The 22566-nt window shown below is 36.9% G+C and carries 21 protein-coding genes; 15 read left to right on the top strand and 6 right to left on the bottom strand.

Annotated elements, in window-relative coordinates; genetic code table 11:
- Nucleotides 1–113: 113 nt before the first annotated feature.
- The 4 genes from trpB (at nucleotide 114) to I586_RS12050 (ending at nucleotide 3372) form a co-directional block, all read left to right on the top strand.
- Complete coding sequence (trpB, locus tag I586_RS12065; RefSeq protein WP_010766418.1) at nucleotides 114–1307, top strand: tryptophan synthase subunit beta; 1194 nt, start codon at nucleotides 114–116, stop codon at nucleotides 1305–1307.
- The gene (trpA, locus tag I586_RS12060; protein WP_010766417.1) at nucleotides 1304–2077 is read left to right on the top strand and encodes a tryptophan synthase subunit alpha; all 774 of its coding nucleotides are present in this window, start codon (nucleotides 1304–1306) and stop codon (nucleotides 2075–2077) included. Before trpB ends, trpA begins: the two co-directional genes overlap by 4 nt.
- Nucleotides 2078–2146: 69 nt before the next feature.
- Complete coding sequence (locus tag I586_RS12055; RefSeq protein ID WP_010766416.1) at nucleotides 2147–2716, top strand: GNAT family N-acetyltransferase; 570 nt, start codon at nucleotides 2147–2149, stop codon at nucleotides 2714–2716.
- A gap of 32 nt (nucleotides 2717–2748) precedes the next feature.
- Nucleotides 2749–3372, top strand: coding sequence for a DUF1054 domain-containing protein (locus tag I586_RS12050; RefSeq protein WP_010766415.1), 624 nt, complete (start codon nucleotides 2749–2751; stop codon nucleotides 3370–3372).
- A gap of 66 nt (nucleotides 3373–3438) precedes the next feature.
- Here the strand turns inward: I586_RS12050 and I586_RS12045 are convergent, their stop codons facing one another.
- Entirely contained in the window at nucleotides 3439–3882 is a 444-nt protein-coding gene (locus tag I586_RS12045) for a hypothetical protein (RefSeq protein WP_010766414.1), read from the bottom strand.
- A gap of 109 nt (nucleotides 3883–3991) precedes the next feature.
- Complete coding sequence (gene lepB, locus I586_RS12040) at nucleotides 3992–4537, bottom strand: signal peptidase I (protein WP_010766413.1); 546 nt, start codon at nucleotides 4535–4537, stop codon at nucleotides 3992–3994.
- Nucleotides 4538–4731: 194 nt separating this feature from the next.
- Here lepB and I586_RS12035 point away from each other — a divergent pair, with 194 nt between their 5' ends.
- Both I586_RS12035 and I586_RS12030 read left to right on the top strand, forming a co-directional pair.
- Nucleotides 4732–5817 (top strand): ABC transporter permease, encoded by a 1086-nt coding sequence (locus tag I586_RS12035; protein ID WP_010766412.1) that lies wholly within the window; start codon nucleotides 4732–4734, stop codon nucleotides 5815–5817.
- Between the two features lie 16 nt (nucleotides 5818–5833).
- Nucleotides 5834–6508: an ABC transporter ATP-binding protein gene (locus I586_RS12030; RefSeq protein ID WP_010766411.1), complete on the top strand. Its 675-nt coding sequence runs from the start codon at nucleotides 5834–5836 to the stop codon at nucleotides 6506–6508.
- Nucleotides 6509–6652: 144 nt separating this feature from the next.
- Here the strand turns inward: I586_RS12030 and rpsD are convergent, their stop codons facing one another.
- Nucleotides 6653–7264 carry a 30S ribosomal protein S4 gene (gene rpsD, locus I586_RS12025; protein WP_010766410.1) on the bottom strand — a complete coding sequence of 204 codons (612 nt, stop codon included), beginning with the start codon at nucleotides 7262–7264 and terminating at the stop codon, nucleotides 6653–6655.
- A gap of 287 nt (nucleotides 7265–7551) precedes the next feature.
- A complete protein-coding gene (locus I586_RS12020) occupies nucleotides 7552–8892 on the bottom strand; it encodes a TPM domain-containing protein (RefSeq protein ID WP_010766409.1) in 1341 nt (446 codons plus the stop codon).
- 310 nt (nucleotides 8893–9202) lie between these two features.
- On the opposite strand from I586_RS12020, the gene I586_RS12015 reads away from it, so the two are divergent.
- The 3 genes from I586_RS12015 (at nucleotide 9203) to I586_RS12005 (ending at nucleotide 11543) form a co-directional block, all read left to right on the top strand.
- Nucleotides 9203–10000 carry a formate/nitrite transporter family protein gene (locus I586_RS12015; RefSeq protein WP_010766408.1) on the top strand — a complete coding sequence of 266 codons (798 nt, stop codon included), beginning with the start codon at nucleotides 9203–9205 and terminating at the stop codon, nucleotides 9998–10000.
- A gap of 96 nt (nucleotides 10001–10096) precedes the next feature.
- Nucleotides 10097–10744, top strand: coding sequence for a DNA alkylation repair protein (locus I586_RS12010; RefSeq protein ID WP_010766407.1), 648 nt, complete (start codon nucleotides 10097–10099; stop codon nucleotides 10742–10744).
- Between the two features lie 22 nt (nucleotides 10745–10766).
- Nucleotides 10767–11543 carry a Cof-type HAD-IIB family hydrolase gene (locus I586_RS12005; RefSeq protein ID WP_010766406.1) on the top strand — a complete coding sequence of 259 codons (777 nt, stop codon included), beginning with the start codon at nucleotides 10767–10769 and terminating at the stop codon, nucleotides 11541–11543.
- 49 nt (nucleotides 11544–11592) lie between these two features.
- Here I586_RS12005 and def read toward each other — a convergent pair whose 3' ends face one another.
- Nucleotides 11593–12156 carry a peptide deformylase gene (gene def, locus I586_RS12000; protein WP_010766405.1) on the bottom strand — a complete coding sequence of 188 codons (564 nt, stop codon included), beginning with the start codon at nucleotides 12154–12156 and terminating at the stop codon, nucleotides 11593–11595.
- Between the two features lie 353 nt (nucleotides 12157–12509).
- Here def and I586_RS11995 point away from each other — a divergent pair, with 353 nt between their 5' ends.
- The 3 genes from I586_RS11995 (at nucleotide 12510) to pnp (ending at nucleotide 19128) form a co-directional block, all read left to right on the top strand.
- Nucleotides 12510–16379, top strand: a complete 3870-nt coding sequence (locus I586_RS11995) for a BspA family leucine-rich repeat surface protein (RefSeq protein ID WP_016249981.1) — start codon at nucleotides 12510–12512, stop codon at nucleotides 16377–16379.
- Nucleotides 16380–16532: 153 nt separating this feature from the next.
- Nucleotides 16533–16802, top strand: coding sequence for a 30S ribosomal protein S15 (gene rpsO, locus I586_RS11990; protein WP_010761818.1), 270 nt, complete (start codon nucleotides 16533–16535; stop codon nucleotides 16800–16802).
- 211 nt (nucleotides 16803–17013) lie between these two features.
- On the top strand, nucleotides 17014–19128 hold the full coding sequence (pnp, locus tag I586_RS11985; protein ID WP_010766402.1) for a polyribonucleotide nucleotidyltransferase: 2115 nt from the start codon (nucleotides 17014–17016) through the stop codon (nucleotides 19126–19128).
- A gap of 53 nt (nucleotides 19129–19181) precedes the next feature.
- Here the strand turns inward: pnp and I586_RS11980 are convergent, their stop codons facing one another.
- Nucleotides 19182–19493 (bottom strand): hypothetical protein, encoded by a 312-nt coding sequence (locus I586_RS11980; protein ID WP_010766401.1) that lies wholly within the window; start codon nucleotides 19491–19493, stop codon nucleotides 19182–19184.
- An 838-nt stretch (nucleotides 19494–20331) separates the two neighbouring features.
- On the opposite strand from I586_RS11980, the gene I586_RS11975 reads away from it, so the two are divergent.
- From I586_RS11975 to I586_RS16970, 3 genes are read left to right on the top strand one after another with little or no spacing between them, the layout of a single operon-like run.
- Nucleotides 20332–20694 (top strand): TIGR04197 family type VII secretion effector, encoded by a 363-nt coding sequence (locus I586_RS11975; protein WP_010766400.1) that lies wholly within the window; start codon nucleotides 20332–20334, stop codon nucleotides 20692–20694.
- Complete coding sequence (locus I586_RS11970) at nucleotides 20695–21069, top strand: DUF3958 family protein (RefSeq protein WP_010766399.1); 375 nt, start codon at nucleotides 20695–20697, stop codon at nucleotides 21067–21069. It abuts the gene before it with no gap.
- Nucleotides 21056–22546, top strand: a complete 1491-nt coding sequence (locus I586_RS16970) for a hypothetical protein (RefSeq protein ID WP_010766398.1) — start codon at nucleotides 21056–21058, stop codon at nucleotides 22544–22546. The genes I586_RS11970 and I586_RS16970 overlap by 14 nt, the downstream gene beginning before the upstream one ends.
- Nucleotides 22547–22566: the final 20 nt, after the last annotated feature.

The following is a 22566-nucleotide window of genomic DNA, read 5'->3' as shown; positions in this document are numbered from 1 at the left end:
TCTCGGAAAAAAGATAAAAATGGAAAGTGACAAAAAGCGTCACAGTCAATTTTTCCTATTTTTCAGTCGAACCTAAACGAGCCCATTACGCTTTTATCACAAGGAGGAAAATTATGTATAATCAGCCAAAAGAAGGATTTTATGGAGAGTTCGGTGGTCAATTTGTTCCAGAAACATTGATGTATGCTGTCAAAGAATTAGAGGAAGTTTATGAAGCGTCGAAAGAAGATGAGGAATTTCAAACTGAGTTGAATTATTACTTGAAGCAATATGTTGGGCGCGAAAATCCGCTGTATCTTGCAGAGCGTTTAACAGAGTATGCTGGTGGCGCTAAGATTTATTTGAAAAGAGAAGATTTGAACCATACTGGAGCGCATAAAATCAATAATACGATTGGTCAAATTTTGCTAGCGAAAAAAATGGGGAAGAAAAAAATTGTCGCAGAAACAGGAGCGGGGCAACATGGTGTGGCAACTGCTACGGTGGCTGCATTGTTTGGAATGGAATGTACGGTGTTTATGGGCGCTGTCGATGTAGCGCGCCAATCGTTGAATGTTTTTCGTATGGAATTATTAGGTGCGAAAGTTGAAAGTGTGACATCAGGTAGTAAAACACTAAAAGATGCAGTCAATGAAGCGTTGCGCTTTTGGGTTGCGAATGTTGAAGATACACATTATGTGATGGGGTCTGTTTTAGGGCCACATCCATTTCCAGAAATCGTTCGTGATTATCAAAGTATTATTGGAATTGAAGCCAGACGGCAGTTTTTAGAAGCAGAAAATAAATTACCTGATGCGGTGGTCGCTTGTGTTGGTGGTGGTAGTAATGCAATGGGGATTTTCTATCCATTTATCAATGATGATGTGGCATTGATTGGTGTTGAAGCTGCTGGATTAGGGTTGGAAACAGAGTCGCATGCGGCATCGATCAATAAAGGGAAAACAGGTGTCCTGCATGGTGCCATGATGAAACTATTGCAAGACGATAATGGACAAATTTTAGAAGCATTTTCTATCTCAGCTGGGTTAGATTATCCAGGTCTAGGCCCAGAACATTGTCATTTAAATGAAACGCATAGAGCAAGCTACGAATCGGTGACGGATCAAGAAGCATTAGATGCTTTTAAGATATTATGTGAAACTGAGGGAATCATTCCAGCATTAGAAAGCGCTCATGCTGTTAGCCATGCGATAAAAGTGGCCAAAGAACTTGGATCAGATAAACAAATCATCGTTTGTCTTTCTGGTCGTGGAGACAAAGATGTACAGCAAATCAAAGAATTGTTCGAACAGGAGGATAATCAATGAAACCATTAACAAAACAATTAAAAGAGAAGCAAGAAGCAAATGAAACGATTTTTGTACCGTACATTATGGCAGGAGCACAAGGTCTGGATCAATTGGCAAATGAAATTCAGCTGCTGACAGAAGCTGGTGCAAGTGCAATCGAATTAGGAATTCCTTTTTCAGATCCGGTCGCAGATGGTCCTATCATTCAAGAAGCAGGCCTAAACGCATTAAATCATGGGGTGACACTAAAAAAAATAATACAACAGCTCAAACAAATCGAAACCTCAACGCCTTTAGTGATCATGACCTATTTCAATCCAATTTTTAATTACGGCTTAGATTCGTTTGTAACAGATTTAGGGGAGACAAATGTCTTAGGATTGATCATTCCAGATTTACCGTATGAACACCAAGACTTACTAACACCGTTGTTAAAGAATAGTGATATCGCATTGATTCCGTTAGTTGCATTGACCACGCCAAAAGAAAGAATCCCAGAATTAGTGAAAGCGGGGGAAGGCTTTATTTATGCAGTGGCAGTGAATGGTGTGACAGGAACTGGTCGAAATTATCAAGAAAGCTTAGATGAACATTTGGCGTATATTCAAAGTGTTAGTGACAAACCTGTTTTAGCTGGTTTTGGTGTTTCATCGAAGGAACATGTTGTGCGTTTTAGAAAAAGTTGTGCAGGTGTCATTGTAGGGAGTAAAATCGTTCAACTTCTCAGTGAAGGAAAACAAAAAGAAGTCCGATCATTCATTGAAGCTGCAGTAAGCAACTCGTTTTAAATTTTTTATTTTTCCTCTTGCCTATGAGCGTTTCTTTCTGTAAAGTAGTATGAAAAGTAGGTGAAGTATATGGAAATTGTTATGAATCGAAATTTGATTTTTGCGGAGAATCAATATTTGGAGACTAATCGTTTAACGCTGCGTCCGATAACCTTAAAAGATGCAAATGACATGTATGAATACGGTTCTGATGAAGAAACGGTAACCTATGTTTTTCCTATCCATCAGTCTATTAAGGACACAAAAGAAAGTATTGCGAATTATTTTATAGCAGCACCTTTAGGGAAATACGGAATCGAGTTGAAAGCCACAGGAAAGTTGATTGGAACGATTGATTTACGTGTAGAAAACCAACATAATATCGCAGAAATCGGTTATGCGTTAAATAAGGATTTTTGGGGAGTTGGTTATGTACCTGAAGCGGCTACTGAACTACTTCGACTAGGGTTTGAAGAGCTGCAGTTAATGCGGATTTTTGCAATGCATGATATTGATAACCCACAATCAGGACGTGTAATGGAAAAAATCGGCATGAAAATAGAAGGAAAAGTTCCCAATGCACGAATGTGGAAAGGAAAAGTCGTGACAGATATCATGAGAGGAATCACGTTAGAGGAATGGCAGCAACTTCATAACTAAATCACAGAACAGCTCAGAGGAGAAATGAATACATGTTGATGTTTACTGAAAAAGATTTTGATGTTTTTACAATTGAAGGATTGGATCCTAGAATGGCAGAAATTCGTTCGACGATTCAACCTAAATTTCAAGAATTAGATGATTATTTTGCTGAAAAGTTAGGCGCTGAATTAGAAACGGAGTTTTTTGTTCACATTGCGCAGCATCGTCGTAGAACAGTTTATCCGCCAGAAAATACATGGTCAGCACTGAGTCAAAAAAAACGTGGCTACAAAATGGAGGCGCACTTCCAATTAGGGATTTGGTCCGATTATGTATTCATGTGGTTGTCACTGATCGATAATCCTAAAAATGAGAAAGAAATCGCCCAAGCTTTTTTAGATAATCAAGCGTTATTTGAACCACTGGATGATGACTTTTACTTGTCGATCGATCATACACAACCCGAAATCGAACGCTTGAATGAGGCTGATTTAGAAAAACATCTCACTCGTTTGCGCGATGTAAAAAAAGGGGAATTTCAGATTGGTCGAGTGATTAGAAAGACAGATGATCTATTAAATGATCCAGAAAAAGCCCGTGCGTATATGTTGAAAACATACGAGGAATTATTACCGCTCTATCGACTAGCAATTGAATTACAGCAAAAAGATTAAAATAAAAATGGCGTCTGGTTCAGGTTAACACCTGAATACGACGCCACTTTTTTTATCTAGGCAAATTTAAAGCCAGACTAAACGATCAAATTCATTTACTGTAAGAGCGTACTGTGCAAGGGAAGTGGAAAGAAGTTGTTTTGGATCAGCAAGTGTACTGTTTTCTCGAACTAAAACATCGATTCCGGCTGGTGTTACAAGCGAACGCTCAAATTTGATTACTAAAATAATATCTGTTACAGCCAAGACAGACCATTTACTACTTAAAAATCTTAATAACCCGCGTCCTCTCCAAATGAAGTGATTTTGTTTGTAAGTGTCAATCCCAATAATTTCTTTTGTTTGGCCTTTAGCATTTTGATAGTTGACGATGTCTAAAAATTGAAGAGGATCATTTTCGAGCTTTTCGTATTTTATAGTAGGATTATGCCGTTTTTGTGATAGCCAGAGAGGAAAAGTAGTTCCTCGTATAATCCAACGGCCCTCTAATAAGTGCAATGCGTTTGCCATTTTTTGACTCCTTTCGATTGCTAAACAAAAAGACTGTACAATGTTTTAACATTATACAGCCTATCATAAAATCACTCCAACACTCAGCTTTTAAAACAATCACTAAAAATTATTGCACGCCGATTTTATTCAATGGATAATATCTGAAATAAACCACACCTACAATAGACTCCTCATCTACAAAACCAAAATAACGACTATCATCAGCTTTTCGTCGATTATCACCTAATACGAAATATTTTCCTTCTGGAACGACGGTTGCTGGGCCTGTTGCACTATTGTCCAAAGAAAAATCAGCAGTTAGAGGCTGACCATCTGTCAAAGTCTTTTTAAATTCATCTAAATAGGGCTCATCATATTTTTTGTCATTGATATATAGTTGATCATTTTCCATCCGAATCGTATCACCAGGTAAACCAACAACGCGTTTTACAATACGTTTCCCATCCCGAGGGCTAGGAAAGGTCGCAATATCAAATCGTTTTGGACTGACCAAGGATGTTTGCCACAAGCGATCAGATTCATGATAAGTCGGTTCCATCGAAATGCCAACAACTTCCACTGGTGTTAAAACAAAGGTTCTTAAAAACAGGGCGAATAACAAAAGCACCGAAAATTGGATTACCGTATAAAGTGTTCCTCGTTTCTTTTTCATCTATAAACTCCTTTTTACTTGTTTATTCTTTTAGTATATCAGAATAATTTTTAGAAATAAGAAGAAATTTAGACAAATCTGTGTCCTTTCTATTTTTTTTAGTTCATGAGTAAAGCAGATATTTTGTTGCTTTTACTAAAGTTTGCTATACTTTTTTTATAGAACTTATCAATCGATAAGGAGGAGGAGAATCTATGTTTTTAGCTTGGAATGAAATAACTCGCTCGAAGTTACGGTATGCACTGATTATCAGTGTGATGTTTTTAATTTCTTATTTAGTCTTTTTTTTAACAGGATTAGCATATGGGTTAGCTGAAGACAATCGAACAGCTGTGGATAAATGGCAGGCGGACGGGATTGTTCTTTCAGACGAGTCAAATACGAATATCAATATGTCGATGATTCCTATTAAGTCATTGGATGAAGTAGAAGCAAAAGAAAAAGCATCATTAGGTCAAACTGCCGCGGTGATTCAATTAGACAAAAAAGGATCAGAAAAAATCAATGCAAGTTTTTTTGGTATTAATAAAGAAGAGTTTTTGATGCCCAACATTATTGAAGGAAAAGCCTTTGCAAATGAAGATGAAGCTGTTGCTGACAGCAGTTTGAAAAAAGAAAATGACCTCAAAATTGGTGACACTATTAAATTGGCGGGAAACGATAAAAAACTTAAAATCGTTGGATTTACAGATAAAGCCAAATTTAACGTTGCACCAGTTTTATATGTATCGACCGCAGCGTTTCAACAAATCCGTTTTGAAAAATCAGATACTTCAGAAAACGCTCGTGTTAATGCAATCGTTTTTCGGGCGAAAGATGGCGTATTAAAAAATGTTCATGTGAAAGACGATGGACTAACTCGTTATAGTATTTCGACATTTATCAATAAATTGCCAGGTTACAGCGCTCAAGTACTGACATTTGGGTTTATGATCGGCTTTTTGATTGTAATTGCAGCAATTGTTATCGGCATTTTCATCTATGTGTTGACCATGCAAAAAGCAACGATTTTTGGGATCATGAAAGCACAAGGTATTTCTGGTTTTTATATTGCTGTTTCTGTCATTATTCAAACATTTGTTTTAGCAATCTTAGGAATAGCAATCGGTTTACTTGGTACAGTGGGAACATCACTTGTATTGCCAACAGCAGTTCCATTTCAAACGAATTGGCTATTCTTTTTAGGAATCGGCGGCATAATGTTGATTATTGCAGTATTAGGAGCATTGTTCTCGGTTCGGACGATTGTCAAAATCGATCCGTTGAAGGCAATTGGTTAGAAAGGAGCGAAAAAAGATGAAAGCTATTGAATTTTTATCTGTGGATAAACAGTTTTTGGATGGAGATACGACAATTGAAGCATTGAAATCCACAGATTTTTCTGTGGAAAAAGGTCAATTTGTCGCTGTTATTGGACCAAGTGGTTCAGGGAAAAGTACCTTTTTGACTCTCGCTGGAGGGTTGCAAACCCCAACAAATGGTGAAGTAAAGATAAACAATGAACCGTTCAGTGAAGAAAATGAAAAAACACGATCTAAGATTCGTTTCTCTGAAATAGGGTTTATTTTGCAAGCGTCTAATTTGGTTCCATTTTTAACTGTGGAAAAGCAACTACGTTTGGTGGACAAAGTAAAAAAAGAAAAAACCGATGTGGAAAAAGTCAATAAGTTATTAACAGAGCTGGGAATTGAAAAGCTAAAGAAAAAATATCCAGACGAAATTTCAGGTGGAGAACGTCAACGTGTTGCGATTGCTCGAGCGCTTTATAATGATCCATCCATTATTTTAGCGGATGAGCCGACCGCTAGTTTGGATTCCGATCGGGCGTTTGAGGTGGTCAAAATATTAGCGAGAGAAACAAAAGAAAAAAACAAAGCAACGATCATGGTTACGCATGACCAACGCTTGATTGATTATTGTGATGAAGTGTTTATTATGAAAGATGGTGTCTTGAAAAAGCAACACTCATAATAACGATAGAAAATGAGGGTAGGAGGTGACGTGTAGAGTCATGTTTCACCCTCTTTTTTATGTAAAAAAAAGCCTTGTCCATAAAATGAACAAGACTTGATGAAAGATAATCGTGAAAAGCATAAAGCCTTTCTGCCAACTATCTTAAAGTTTTTGGTTGTAGTATTCAACGACAAGAGCTTCGTCGATTTCAGGATATAATTCATCACGTTCTGGTAAACGAGTGAAGCTTCCTTCTAATTTTTCAGCGTCAAAGCTTACAAATGCTGGGCGACCAACAGTAGCTTCAACAGCTTCTTTGATTGTTACTACGTTTTGAGATTTTTCACGAACAGAAATCACTTGACCAACTTCAACGTGGTAAGAAGGGATATCTACGCGTTTGCCATCTACAGTCACGTGACCGTGGTTCACTAATTGACGTGCTTGACGACGAGTAGTTGCTAAACCTAAACGGTAAACGACGTTATCTAAACGTTGTTCTAGTAAGATCATGAAGTTAACACCATGTTTACCTTCTTTGATTTTGCTTGCTTTAATAAACAAGTTAACGAATTGACGTTCGTTCATACCGTACATATGACGTAATTTTTGTTTTTCAGTTAATTGCATACCGTATTCAGAAACTTTACCACGGCTGTTTGGTCCGTGTTGTCCTGGTTTGTATGGGCGACGTGCTAGTTCTTTACCAGTTCCTGATAGAGAGATACCTAGACGACGAGAGATTTTCCATGATGGTCCTGTATAACGTGACATTAAAAATTCCTCCAATAAAATAAGTTTTTTTGGAGTAAAATAATCTTCTGAAAAATTCATATTCGTTCAGTTCATTCTTCAACCTTCGCCCTTTGCAGCCGTGGGTTACGCAGTTGAACCTGAAAAGAATAGCCGATAAGATTGTTAAACCTTAGAAGCTAGACATCTATCAAGGCAATGAAATGTTGACGAGTCTATTATTTTTCTGCTGCATTATTTTACACAAAGATTAGTATAGCGTAAAATCAGGGATAACTCAAGCTTTTTCTTGTGTTATCCCTGATAAATTACCAGCCACCAGATGCGCCGCCGCCACCGGATGACCCGCCACCGAAAGATCCCCATGAAGAGCCACCGCTTCCACTTCCAGAAGAATCATTGTCTGACCAATTACTAGAATTATAGTTAGACGCCAGATAGGCAGTAGTCAAAATATCGCCATTACCTGAATAAAGCGTATCCCCGATTAAAATACGGCCAAAAGCTTTTGGTTGAGCAGTAGGATTTTTTAATAGCCGTCCTCTAGTTATGGCACGACGTAGTCCTCTTCTTGATGCTATTAAAAAATAGTCGCTTAACATAATATAGTAAAGATCGGTTTGTTTTATTTTTTCAAAAAGTGATTGAGTATCCTCTTGATCGAATTCGTGAGCGTAAGCGGCTAGTTGTTCTTGATACTCATTGTAGTTTGCTTTTAAAGACTTTCTTGCGCGTATAAGTCTGACAATCAAGAATAAACTAACCATTATTAGCGTGACCAACAAGACGAAGAGACCACCGTGGGCAAACCTAGCCGAGTTTTTTTGTGCTTGAATTTGATTGATTTTAGAATCTACCAAAGCTGTTTTTGTATTCATTAACTTAAAAACTCGATCCACTACTTGATTTACAGCAGCAGCAAAGTTTTCATCTTTGAAATCGTCCACGATCGCATCATCATTGATAATATTGCTTGCTACGCCATCAGGAATCAACCCTTCCAATCCATACCCCACTTCTAGACGGAATTCTCGGTCATCCAAAGCAATCAAATATAAGACACCGTTGTTTTCATCTTTGTTACCGATTCCCAGTTGATTGAAAATTTTATTGGCATAAGATTCAATGTCTTCACCGCCAGGTAAATTACTGACTGTTACGACTTCTAGTTGAGCGCCATTAGTACTAGCAGCTAACTGTTTGTTTAAATCATAAATCTTGTTCTTTACAGTAGCATCTAACATATTTGCGTTATCTGAAACAAATATATTATTTTTATTGATGACTAAACTACGATCTGTTCCTTCTACAACAACAGAATAATTATCTTCTTGTTGAGGATATTCTTTTAAGTTATCTAAGTTTTCTTGCAGAACTGTATCAAACGATTTTTTTGTTTCCGTTATTTTTCCTGACTCAATGTCTGCTCGTTCTTGTTGAAGAGTGACTAATTGTTGATCATAGGACGCCACTTTTTCTGGATAATGATTTTCTGTTATAAAAGATAAACTAAAAAGAAAACCGCAAGATAAAGTAACCAAAATTAAAATGACCGTAAAAATCTCATTTCTTCGCTTTAAAGACCGATAGTTAGTAAGAATGTGTTGATTTAATTGTTGTGGATGATTGTTTTGTTCAGACCGATACATGATGCTCCCCCCCTAACTCAAATATAATACCAAATTCTCTTTTTCATTTTGTGTAGAATGAAGTGTTGATATAACTATTTTACCATTCACACAAGCAAAGTCATCCTACTTGGGATGGATTTTTTAGACGAGCAAGCCAGTAAAGAAATAGAACGATTTGTTTGGACGTTTTCGGCCTAATTTGTTATGCTATGAAAAAAAGTACGACTTTGTATGAAAAAGCACTAGACAAAACCCTCACTGGTCTTTAGAATGGTAAAGGATGTTTTTGAAAATATTAGATGAAAACAAATTGAAAAGGAGAAACAAAATGAAACCTGTATCACCATTATTTGAGCAAATCGACAAATCAATTAGTAAAAAAATGAACTTATTCCAAAGTAGTTTCATGCGCTATGCATTTCGTGCTGTCCTTGCTTGTATGTTTTTAACTTTAGGAACAGCGGTTGCTTTTGCGATTGCAATCAAAGGTGAAGGCATGGTACATGGCTTAGGTAAGATTCTTTATGCCTTCATGTTCAGCTGGTCACTTGTGATGATTCTTTATATGAACGCGGAACTAGGGACATCGAACATGCTGTATATGACAGTTGGAGTTTACCGGAAAAAAATCAACTTCTCTTTCGCAGCAAAAATTTTAGTTACATGTATTTTCTTTAATTTAGTTGGTGGCGTTCTTTTTGGTTACTTGATTTCGTTGACCGTTCCTTTCCAAGACTTACCGGCTGACAGCTTTTTCTTTACATCGATTGCAGGTAAATTAGATAAAACAACAACACAAATTTTAGTTGAAGCAATTTTTGCTAATATTGTGGTAAATACAGCAGTGCTTGTTAGCATGCGTATGAAAGATGATGCAGGTAAAGTTGCGGCTATTGTTTTCATCATTTTCATCTTTGCTTTCTTAGGATACGAGCACGTTATCGCCAACTTCCCAGCATTTAGTTTAGCGTATTTCGCTTCTCACGGAACATTGGCAGCAATGACAGTAGGTAGCGTAGCACACAATCTATTCTTTGCATTGATCGGTAACTTTATCGGCGGTGGCTTAGTAATGGGCTTAGGATACGCTTGGTTGAATAATGCAGATACAAATTATTTAGATTAGTTAAATGAAAAGCTAGATGGATTTCCATTCTAGCTTTTTTTGCTGTCTAATACGATTTGAAGTAAAATGGAGGAAAGAAGAAAAAGGAGCAATGGAATGAATGAAATTGTGTTTCCTAAAAATACAGAAAAAGCGAAGCAAATGGCTGCTTACATGAAAAATTTGTTTCCTTTTGCTGGGGTTACAGCACCAGAGCGCGCAACGGTTGAAAAAGAACTTTTGAAAATCAGTAAAAAAATGCCCTTTACGAAATTACTTGACTTAGTTCGTTTTTACTATCAGAAACCAGAGCGAGAATATCAGTATCTAGCAATTGATTTGGCGACGGTCAATGTAAAACGTTTTTCTTTTGAGGAAATGATCTGCTTTAAACCTTTCGTAATCACTAAAGCTTGGTGGGATAGTGTGGACGCTTGGCGTAAGTTTTTTGGACTTTGGGGTGCTCACCATTTTGAAGAAATGCCGCAGTTATTTGCCGCCTTTTTTGGCGAAGAAGATTTCTGGCACAGACGTATTGCAATCAATTTGCAACTGTTATATAAAGAAAAAACAAACACTGTGTTATTGAAAAAAGCGATTATTTATGATAAAACTACAGATGAGTTCTTTATTCAAAAAGCAATTGGCTGGTCCTTGCGTCAATATAGTAAAACCGATCCAGATTGGGTCAAAACATTGATTGAGACAACGAAATTAAGCCCATTAGCGATTAGAGAAGGCAGTAAATATTTGCCAAAATCATAGAAAGCGAGCGAGTTATTACGCCATGAGAAGAAAACTTTTTGCATTTGATATTGATGGAACACTACTTGGAACTGACAGACAACCCTTAGAGAGTACACGAGAAGCATTACAGATTTTAAGACAACAAGGACATCTCGTAACAATTGCAACAGGTCGTAGCCGTTTTATGGCGCAAGATATTATTTTAGATTTAGATTTTTCCAATTATGTTCTTTGTAATGGTGCAGCAGCATTTTTGGATCATGAACAATATTACCAAAATCTATTGGATCAAGATGAATTGCATCGTTTTTCTTCAGAAGTTGAAAAAAGAGAAATCGGTTTGGCGTATGTTGGATTAGACGATGTGAAGAAAAATAATCATCACCGTCGTGCACAAATGGCTGAAGCCATGGGATCAATTGATTTTGAAGCACCAGAGTATGATGTGAATTTCCAAAAAGAGAATGATGTGTATCAGGCGTTAGCTTTTTATGATCATTCTGCAGATGGCCTGTTCGACCAAGCATTTTCTAAATTTCGTTTTATCCGTTGGCACTCAGAAAGTGTAGATATTGTCCCTAAGAACGGTTCTAAATCGGCAACTTTACTGAATTTAGCGGATCGTGTCGGAATCGCTCGCGAAGATATCATCACATTTGGCGATGGTGAAAATGATCGTGAAATGTTGCGGGAAGCGGGGATCGGTGTTGCGATGGGCAATGCATTGCCGCATATCCAAAAAGAGGCAAAATTTGTGACAGATACTAATGACAACGACGGTATTTGGAAAGCATTAAAAGAATTAAAGGCGATTTAAACAAAAAAACAATCAAGACAAACGAAACTCGTCTGTCTTGATTGTTTTTTTATTCAATTACCAATACGCCATCTTTCAACGCATAAGGATTTTCTTGATTGATGTGATCGTAAAACATTACACCATTCAAATGATCGATTTCATGTTGTACAACGATCGCTTCGTAATTTTTCAAACGAATCTTTTGTTTAACGCCTGCTGCATCTACGTAAGATAACGTAATTTTATTGTGGCGTACCACATAACCAGGCACTTCACGGTCAACAGACAAACAGCCTTCCCCTTCGCCAAGACAAGCGTCTTGAACAGAATGGCTCAAAATCTTAGGATTATACATCACCGCACTCAATGTCGGTTCTGGATTTTCCAAGTCACCACTTGGGACATGGACTGCGATGATTCGTTTAGAGATGTCTAATTGTGGTGCTGCTAAACCAACGCCTCCGCGTAATCCTAATTCCTCTGCTTTGACAGGATCTTGACTATTATGCAAGAATTCCATCATTTCTTCGCCTAACTTGATATCTTCATCAGAAAGCGGCACAGAGACTTCTTTTGCCACTTCTCTAAGTGTTGGGTTTCCTTCACGGATAATAGTATCCATTGTAATCATTCAAAATCTTCCTTTCAATACAATAAAGTATTAAAGTTATTTATCCTTTATTTTATCATATAAAAGGTTCGGAAAAAACAGAAAAATATAGTAAAGATAGTGAAACAATAAACCGACGTTTATTAAACAAAATGAAATAAATGTATTTTTAAACCATATAATTGTGTTAAAATAACATGGTGTCAAAAAGAAATATAAAATAAATATAACGGAAGTGTCAAACTTTATTTTTCATCTAAAATCAAAAAACACGCTGGATAAATTGTTTCAGAGTGCTTTTTAGATTTTAGATGAAAAAAGATATTTTATGTTTTTTTGTGGTACGAAAAGAAAAAATAAAAAAGGGGAAAGAAATGAAAAAAACATTATGGAGTTTAAGTGTTGGGTGGCTGCTACTATTTCCAAGTATAGTAAAGGCTGAAGAACTGGAGGAAGTAGCCTTTTTTCCAGCAGATCCAGAAACAGGATTACAGGTAGAAGTACCCAATCCGGAGATACAATCAAAACAACAACTAACAAAAAGACAAGCTTTGCCAGAAAAATTTGATTTTAATGATGGAGGTTTTGGAACGCCTGTAAGGAATCAGGGGAATGTTGAACTATGTTGGGCCTATTCAGGAGCTGATATATTAACCATTTCATTGAAAAAAAACTTCGGAGTGGATTATATTGTTTCTCCAAACTATTTTAATTATTATTATGCAACGGATGCGTTTACGGACAAAATCAATCCATTCGCACAGGGCAGACGATTGAATGGTAGTGGAAACACAGAGCTATTATTAGAGCAAGCAGCATTAGACAACATGGGAGTGACAGAAGATGTATTGAAAACACCGCAATTCGATTTTCAGATGAAACCTATGTTAAGTCAAAAATTTTTAGCAATAAAAGAGCAACAAATTCCAATGTATGCAGACAAAATATCCGTGCTTCGAGGCGTAAGTTATAGTAAAGGAACAGAAGAAGAGCGTAGGAAGAAAGTAAATGATATAAAATCAATGATTTATGAATATGGTGCAACAACTTTTCATTACGATACCAATTACTCACATAGTTCTGATTATTATAATCAACAAACACATGCTTCATATGTACCGATGGAAGACATCAAACAAGGGTTGGTTCCAAATCGTGGTGGAGAATGGGCAACATCAAATCATAACATTGTGATTGTTGGTTGGGATGATAATTATTCGAAAGAAAACTTTACAAAAAAACCACAAAATAATGGTGCATTTAAGATGAAAGGTTCTTGGGGACCATACAGTCATCTTAAAGGGTATTTCTATATGAGTTATGAGGATGTTTATCTGCAGTCTTCGGTTAATGTAGCTGTCAATACAGAGAAAAAAGAATATGATTTTAATCATAAATATGTGAATGGGCATCAAGGCGATATACTGAATTATTATTTACATTCTAAAGAACTATTTTTGGGTAATGTATTTCAAACTAAAAAAAGTGAAGAAGAGTTAAAAGCAATTTCGTTATACACAAGTCAGAATAATATTAAGTATGAATTATATTATTTGAATCGAGATATAAAGCATGATGAGAAAATTTTTAATTACAAAGATATGACCAAAATAGGCGAAGGTACTAAAGAGTTTGAAGGAGTTGAAACAGTAAAAGTACCGACTCAAAAAATTGCTCCCAATCAAGAATATACAATTATTGTTAAATATATATATCCAGATGATGTTCCTTATTTTCAATTAAGAATGCAGAGAATTAAAGAATCCAATCAAGATGAAACGCCACATTTAGAAAAGGGACGTTCATTTGTTAGCACAGATGGTATGAAGGACGAAATGTACTGGAAGGATATGTCTGGAGGAGATGCAACGGATAATCCTGCCAATGTATGGTTAAATGCCTACACAACCGAGAAAAAAATAGCAATAGAAACTATTCAACTTGACCTGACAGATATAACATTGAATGTAGGTGAAGAAACAACAGTAAACGCAACTATTTCACCAGAAAATGCAACAAATTCCAAAATTATCTGGAAAAGTTCCGATGATTCAATTGCTAGCGTTTCTGATACTGGCGTTATAAAAGCTAAAAAAGCCGGAAATATAACTATTACAGCTGTTTCAGAAGAGGGGCAGAAAACAGCGGAGTGTCAAGTTCGTGTTGGGGATGGAAAAGGAACTTTCGGGACTGTTCCGTGGACATGGAATGATGTAACGCAGACTGTAGAATTCGGTGAAGGTGAATTTCCAGAATCACATTTTAATCATAGTATCCGAACACATATTGAATCTCAAAAGCGGTTGGACGGAAAGAAGATTAAGAAAATAGTGTTCACTAAGCCTGTAAAATTGGGAAAGAACGCCAGCTATCTATTTTCAGAGTTATCTAAATTGGAAAGTATTGAAGGAGGTAACTATCTAAATACAGTGCAAACAACAAATATGAATTCTATGTTTTACAAAGCACAAGAGCTAACTAAGGTAGACGTATCAAATTGGAATACAAGTCAAGTGACCACAATGTCAACTATGTTTTGGGCTACTTATAAATTGAATGAGTTGAATGTATCAAAATGGAATACAAGTCAAGTGCTTACAATGGCTTCTATGTTTGCATTCACTAACGAATTAGAGGTGTTAGACACCTCATCTTGGGATACAGGCAAAGTAACAAGTATGAAATCAATGTTTCATTATGCAAAACAACTAAAGAGTATTGATACATCCGGTTGGAATACAAGTAGTGTAACAGACATGTCAGATATGTTTGAAAAAACAGAGCAATTGAAGAATATAGATGTGTCCAAGTGGGACACAAGCAAAGTGAAAACAATGAGTAGAATGTTTGATTCTTCTGGTATAACTGAAATAGATGTGTCAGAGTGGAATACAAGCAAAGTAACAAATATGTACAGGCTATTTGGAGATACATCGCTTAAAAAATTAGATTTATCCAGTTGGGAAATGGCTGCAGTAAGAGATACAGATAGAATATTTCCAAAGTATCTTGAAGAATTAACTTTAGCGAAAGAATTTCGCTTTAAAGGCGACACAGGATTGACTGAAAATACCAAAGCACCATATTCAGGACGTTGGATTCACAAAAATGAGGGTACGAGTCCCGCTGTAATCCAATCAACAACAAAAGAATTTACTCAAAACTATGATGGTTCATATAGTGGTACTTATATACGTGAAAAAGACAGTGCGACTTTTTGGACTGTGCCATGGACATGGGATGATGTAACGCAGACTGTAGAATTTGGTTCAGGAGAGTTTCCAGAAACAAATGCTAAGTATAACATCCGAACACATATTGAATCTCAAAAGCGGTTGGATGGAAAAAAAATTAAGAAAATAGTGTTCACCAAGCCTGTAAAATTGGGAAAGAACGCCAGCTATCTATTTTCAGAGTTATCTAAATTGGAAAGTATTGAAGGAGGTAACTATCTAAATACAGTGCAAACAACAAATATGAATTCTATGTTTTACAAAGCACAAGAGCTAACTAAGGTAAACGTATCAAATTGGAATACAAGTCAAGTGACCACAATGTCAACTATGTTTTGGGCTACTTATAAATTGAATGAGTTGAATGTATCAAAATGGAATACAAGTCAAGTGCTTACAATGGCTTCTATGTTTGCATTCACTAACGAATTAGAGGTGTTAGACACCTCATCTTGGGATACAGGCAAAGTAACGAGTATGAAATCAATGTTTCATTATGCAAAACAACTAAAGAGTATTGATACATCCGGTTGGAATACAAGTAGTGTAACAGACATGTCAGATATGTTTGAAAAAACAGAGCAATTGAAGAATATAGATGTGTCCAAGTGGGACACAAGCAAAGTGAAAACAATGAGTAGAATGTTTGATTCTTCTGGTATAACTGAAATAGATGTGTCAGAGTGGAATACAAGCAAAGTAACAAATATGTACAGGCTATTTGGAGATACATCGCTTAAAAAATTAGATTTATCCAGTTGGGAAATGGCTGCAGTAAGAGATACAGATAGAATATTTCCAAAGTATCTTGAAGAATTAACTTTAGCGAAAGAGTTTCGCTTTAAAGGTGATACAGGATTGACTGAAAATACCAAAGCACCATACTCTGGACGTTGGATTCAACCAAACGAAGGAACAACTCCTGTTATAACCTATGCCACAACAGCAGAATTTACCCAAAACTACGATGGCTCACAACCTGGAACATACGTTAGAGAACAAACCAAGTAATATCTTAACTAAAATTGATTAGTAATTATTGACTAAGAAACAACTTTCCTGTAAAGTATACCTGTATGGAATCATACCGTCTTTTACTTGGTTGTGCGAATCACCAACGCATTACTCAGTAAGAAGATGACTATTAAAGAAGAGGTGAAAAACATGGCAATGTCAAAAGAAAAGAAAAACGAAATCATTAGCGAATACGCTCGTCATGAAGGAGATACTGGTTCACCAGAAGTACAGATCGCTGTATTAACTGCTGATATCAATCACTTGAATGAGCACGCTCGCGTTCACAAAAAAGATCACCATTCTTACCGTGGACTAATGAAAAAAATTGGACACCGTCGTAACTTGTTAGCTTACTTACGTAAAACTGACATCCAACGTTACCGCGAATTGATCCAACGTTTAGGATTACGTCGTTAATCAAACAAGGAAAAGCGAGATTCTTCACGAACCTCGCTTTTTAGCTTATTTAAAAGCGGAGGTTCAGTATCCTTAAAATACTAAAAATAACCCTCTTTGGAAAGTTTGAATGAATCTACTAACCAAATAAAAGGACTCAATTCGTTTGAATCTTTTCATTTGTTTAGTAGCAAGTCTAACTTCTCCAAAGAATCAAAGGAGAAACAAGTAGATGACAGAGAAAAAAGTGTTTAAAACAACTTGGGGCGGACGCCCTTTACAAGTTGAAATCGGCCAATTGGCTAAACAAGCAAATGGTGCAGTATTAGTACGTTATGGCGATACAGTAGTACTAAGTGCGGCAGTTGCATCAAAAGATGCGAGAGACTTTGACTTCTTTCCATTAACAGTGAACTATGAAGAAAAAATGTACTCTGTAGGGAAGATTCCAGGCGGATTTATTAAACGTGAAGGTCGCCCAAGCGAACGTGCAACCTTAACTGCTCGTTTAATCGACCGTCCAATCCGTCCAATGTTTGCGGAAGGATTCCGTAATGAAGTGCAAATCACAAATACAGTAATGAGTGTTGAACAAGATTGTACTCCAGAAATGGCGGCAATGTTTGGTTCATCTCTAGCATTAGCAATTTCAGATATTCCGTTTGACGGACCGATCGCAGGTGTTGATGTTGGTCGTGTTGATGGTGAATACGTATTGAACCCAACTGTGGAACAAGCTGAAAAAACAGATATCGAATTAACTGTTGCTGGAACGAAAAAAGCAATCAACATGGTTGAAAGTGGTGCCAAAGAAGTATCAGAAGAAGATATGCTTGGTGCGTTACTTTTCGGTTTTGATGCTATCAAAGAATTAGTTGCTTTCCAAGAAGAAATCGTTGCCGCTGTAGGTAAAGAAAAAATGGAAATCAAATTATTGCAAGTCGATGCTGATTTGAAAAAAGAAATCTTCGCAGCGTACTATGCTTCAATGAAAGAAGCCGTTATGACCGAAGAAAAACTTGCTCGTGAAGTGAACATCGATGCCATTAAAGATCAATTAAAAGAAGCCTATGCTGAAAAATTTGCTGGTCATGAAGACGAAGCGCAAGTAGCAAAAGAAGTAAAACAAATTGCTGAAGACTTAGAAAAAGACGTGGTTCGTGAATTGATCACGATCGATAAAATCCGCCCTGATGGCCGTAAATTAGACGAAATCCGTCCATTGGCATCAGAAGTTGGTATTTTACCACGCGTTCATGGTTCTGGTTTATTCACTCGCGGACAAACACAAGCATTATCAGTTGTGACTTTGGCACCGCTTGGCGAACACCAAATCATTGATGGACTAGGCGTTGAAGATAGCAAACGTTTCATTCATCATTATAACTTCCCGCAATTCTCTGTTGGTTCAACAGGTCGTGCAGGCTCTCCTGGTCGTCGTGAAATCGGTCATGGTGCCTTAGGTGAACGTGCAATGGCACAAGTTATTCCAAGTGAAGCGGATTTCCCTTACATGATCCGTGTAGTATCAGAAGTTTTAGAATCAAATGGTTCTTCTTCACAAGCAAGTATCTGTGCGGGTATCTTAGCATTGATGGATGCTGGTGTACCAATCAAATCACCAGTTGCCGGAATTGCGATGGGACTTGTCAGTGATGGCGAAAACTACACGATTTTAACAGATATTCAAGGGTTAGAAGATCACCTAGGCGACATGGACTTTAAAGTCGCTGGGACAAAAGACGGTATCACAGCACTACAAATGGATATCAAAATCCAAGGGATCACAGAACAAATCCTGACAGAAGCATTGACTCAAGCGAAAAAAGCTCGTATGGAAATTCTTGCGGAATTAACATCAACATTGGCTGAACCTCGCACAGAGTTGAGCAAATACGCACCTAAGATCGAAATGATCCAAATCGCTCCTGCTAAAATCAAAGATGTTATTGGTAAAGGTGGAGAAACCATCAATGGCATTATCGATGAAACAGGCGTGAAGATTGATATCGACCAAGACGGTAACGTAAGTATTGCTTCTGCTGATGCAGATATGATCAAAAAAGCCATCAAGATCATCGAAGAGTTAACAAAAGAAGTTGAAGTTGGGCAAGTTTACCTTGGTAAAGTTGTACGTATCGAAAAATTCGGCGCATTCGTTAACTTGATCAAAGGGAAAGACGGTCTAGTTCATATTTCTCAATTAGCGAATGAACGTGTAAATAACGTTGAAGATGTTGTGAAACTTGGCGATGAAGTACTTGTAAAAGTTATGGAAATCGACAAACAAGGTCGTGTGAACGTGTCTCGTAAAGCATTATTGACTGAAGAAAACAAAGAAAAATAAATAGATAGAATAAGGCAGAGCAAGGTGTTTAACCTACTCTGCTTTTTTTATGTTCAGGGTAGAGAATCGGTCAAAGCTTCCTCTGTAGAAAGAGACACCGTTTGATTCCAACTGACCTCATGTAGTTGTTTTTCAGCACTGGTTAGTAAAAGGTCGAACTCTTTGTTAAATGTCTGAAAAAGCTTTGAACAGGCATAGTATTGTTTGACGACCTGTTTTTTATTGATTGGTGTATTTGGATTGCTGAAATAGTTTTCCAATGTTGTTAACGGTTCTTGCCAAGAAGCTAGGCGTTCTAACGTGTCACGAAGGTCGATAATTTCTTGGTAGGGAACAGCTTTGATACAATGGGCGGAATTTTTCATAAGTAATTTCTCCTTTTTTCTAATAATTTTACTTGTTGATTTTTAAATGAGAAAAAGAAAAAACGATAGAGATTGCCGTCTCTATCGTAGCTCTGATCACAAGGCTGTAGCAGGATTCTTTCGTCCATTTAGAAAAATTTCAAAAACTGTCTAGAAATTCTTACAAAAATTAGGTACAATAAAGAAGCTAGTGCTACGGTTCTAGTAATTGGGCAACTTGGATAGATAGGTTGTGCTGTCTATTCAGGGCTTCATTCACAGGTTGGTGCCAGTGAATGAAGTGCCTATTTTTTTATTCTTTTTCTCAAATTTTATAGGATAACAATAAAAAAACGACTACAGTATCTACCTGTAATCGTCTACAATAGGTAAGACAAAAAAACATTATTTTTATTCTTTTCGTTCTTAATAGTGAAGCTCAGTAGTCTTCTAGTATACGAAAAAATCTAAAAATAAGAGGGTGTCTTACGCTATTGGCAAACTAATTAAACAGGTTGTGATGCTTAATCAAGGCTTCACTGGTTCGGTTGGTAGCCGTACCAAGAAGTGCCAATGTATTATTTATTTTCATGTTAATTATTTCTATCCTATGTCACTCATTATACCTAAAGAAACATCCGTTCGCAATAACAATTCTTACATTCCTCGATTAAATAACTTCAAAAACAGCTCCCTTATATATAAAGAAAAATAACAGAAAAAAATTTTGAACAACGCGGATTCCTTATTCTTAAAAATGACAATACTATACAAATGATCTATTTATTCTTGATTTTATAGAAAAACATAAGTCTATTTGTTATGATTATATTATCAAATGAATGTAATGAGGTATTTTATGGGAAAAGCTTCTGGAGAAATCAATAGTAATAAACAGGTTGCGTACCAGTATGCGACGGATATTTTTTTAGCGATGGATTTATTGAAAGATGCAAGTGCGGTTCAAGAGGATCATCAAACAACCGTTGCGGGTAATACAAATGCAAAAGAAGCCATTAAGCTGGCAAAAAGTACGGCAACAGATATCGCCAATGTAGTAGGACGAGCATCCAACAATTTGAAAAGCGTAGCGAATGAATTTGAAGCGGCAGATGCGACGATTCGGCAATTGATGCAGTCTTCAATGATTGCCAGTGCTGATAAAAATCGCAGCTCAAAACCAACCTTACCATTTACTGATGGCCCTTTTGGAGGGAAGTAAATGACTGAAATCGAATTAGAAATGACCACTAGAAATGTGCGTCAATTAGAAGAAAATCAACAAGAAAATGAAAATCAGCAACGCGGTATGGAACAAGCAATGGAGTTATATCATGAGCATTTTCAACGTTCCAATGATCTCTATAGTGGAATTAACGATACCTTTTACCGCAACGATTTCGCTCCAGTATTCCAACAAATGCAGGACGAAATCCATCATGAACGGCGCCAATTATTCGATCAGTTAGAAGATGAGCTGGAAGAATTAAAGCAAGAAAACCGAGCATTGGACGATCAGCTGTCAGAGGAACAATATAAACGGCAGCAATTGTTAAATAAAGCGGACGAGGAGGAAATCAACAATGAGCAGTATTGATATGTACCTCTCGTCGGCTAATTCCCAAGCAACAGGTGTTAGTGCTTTAAGCAACAAACACCATAACGGCTATAACCAGTTAGAAACAAGTCTCCAACAATTCGCTGGAGATTCGGTCTTAAAAAGTGATTCTTATGATTCAGCGAAAGCTTTTTACTCGGCCGTCTTGATTCCCTTAGCTCAAGGTGGGATACTGTTAACAGATGCAGTGGAAGAAGCCTGTAAAAAGTTTCCAGAACAATACACCTCAGAGGTTGATAGCAGCGATCTTAAATCTGAGGAATTAGAAAAGGAAATCGAAGAGCTAGAAAATAATATAACTCGGGTTCAAGACTTGCAGCGGGAGTTACTGCATTTCCCAGTCCCTCCACCAGTCAAACAACTGTTAATGAATCAAAATCGGCAATCCGTGACTCGAGACCAAGAAGCCAAACGAAAGCTAGAGGAGAAACTCCAAAAGCTACAAGCTTTTCACGCCAGTTCTCCAACCATTTTTTCTGAAATCAACGCTTTAAAAACAACGATCGACCAAGGAATAGCTCAAGCCGATCAATCATGGAATGCGAGTACAGGGCAATTTACGATACCAAGTGGAAAAAATATGGATTGGGCGAATACGATCAAGAACAGCTGGGCAACACGAGACAAACGATTGATGGAAAAACAGTTAAAAGAGTACCAAATCTATGCGGTGATTTATAGTGATAAAGATGGGAATCCTAAGATCATTTGGAAAGTAACGAAAGATGGAGAAGGTGTTAAAAATCCAAAAATCTATCAATATTTAAAGGCGAATGGCAAAGACTTACCAGCGGACTTGTTTGAATTTATGTCTCAGCATGATTGGGATGATAAGGTAAAGGCCGCCTTTCGCAAAGGAAAAGATTTACAAATCGGTGACAAGTACCATCCTGCTTTAGGAGCGCTAGTGGCATCAGGGCAATATCTTGAAGATGCTTATAAATTTTTAACAGAAGATGAGTTAGGACAGGCGTTGCAGATGTTAGGGTTTAACCTTGCTTCTTATCGGATAGCGACGGCTAAAGGGACGAAGACGGTTGAGAATAGGAATGGTAATGGGGCTAATATACCTAATCCAGATGTTGGAGTTGTACAGTCAAGAATTAATGTGGCAAATGGGAGAACTAGATTTACTCCAAAAAGACCTTCAACAGGGAAACCAGTATCAGCAGGATTTGAACATGTATATGATGGTCACTTTAATAGACCAATTGCAAATAGTCGTTCTATTTTTTCAATAACTACTGATAAATTAAAACAGATTTTGCAATCACCTAATGCTGTTAAGTCCACCGTGATTGATATGTCTGGAGGACAGTATAAGAGAATTGTGGATACAGGTGAAGTAATTGGAAATACCGCTTTAAAATTTGGTGGTAAACCTACTAGATGGATTGAAATAATTACTGACCGAGCTGGAAATTTAATAACTACTTATCCAGTTCCAAAACCTTAAAATTATTATTGTGGAGGCAA

Origin of the sequence: Enterococcus moraviensis ATCC BAA-383 (assembly GCF_000407445.1) — a bacterium.
GTDB lineage: Bacteria > Bacillota > Bacilli > Lactobacillales > Enterococcaceae > Enterococcus_L > Enterococcus_L moraviensis.
This window is presented reverse-complemented; position numbering and strand designations above follow the sequence as displayed.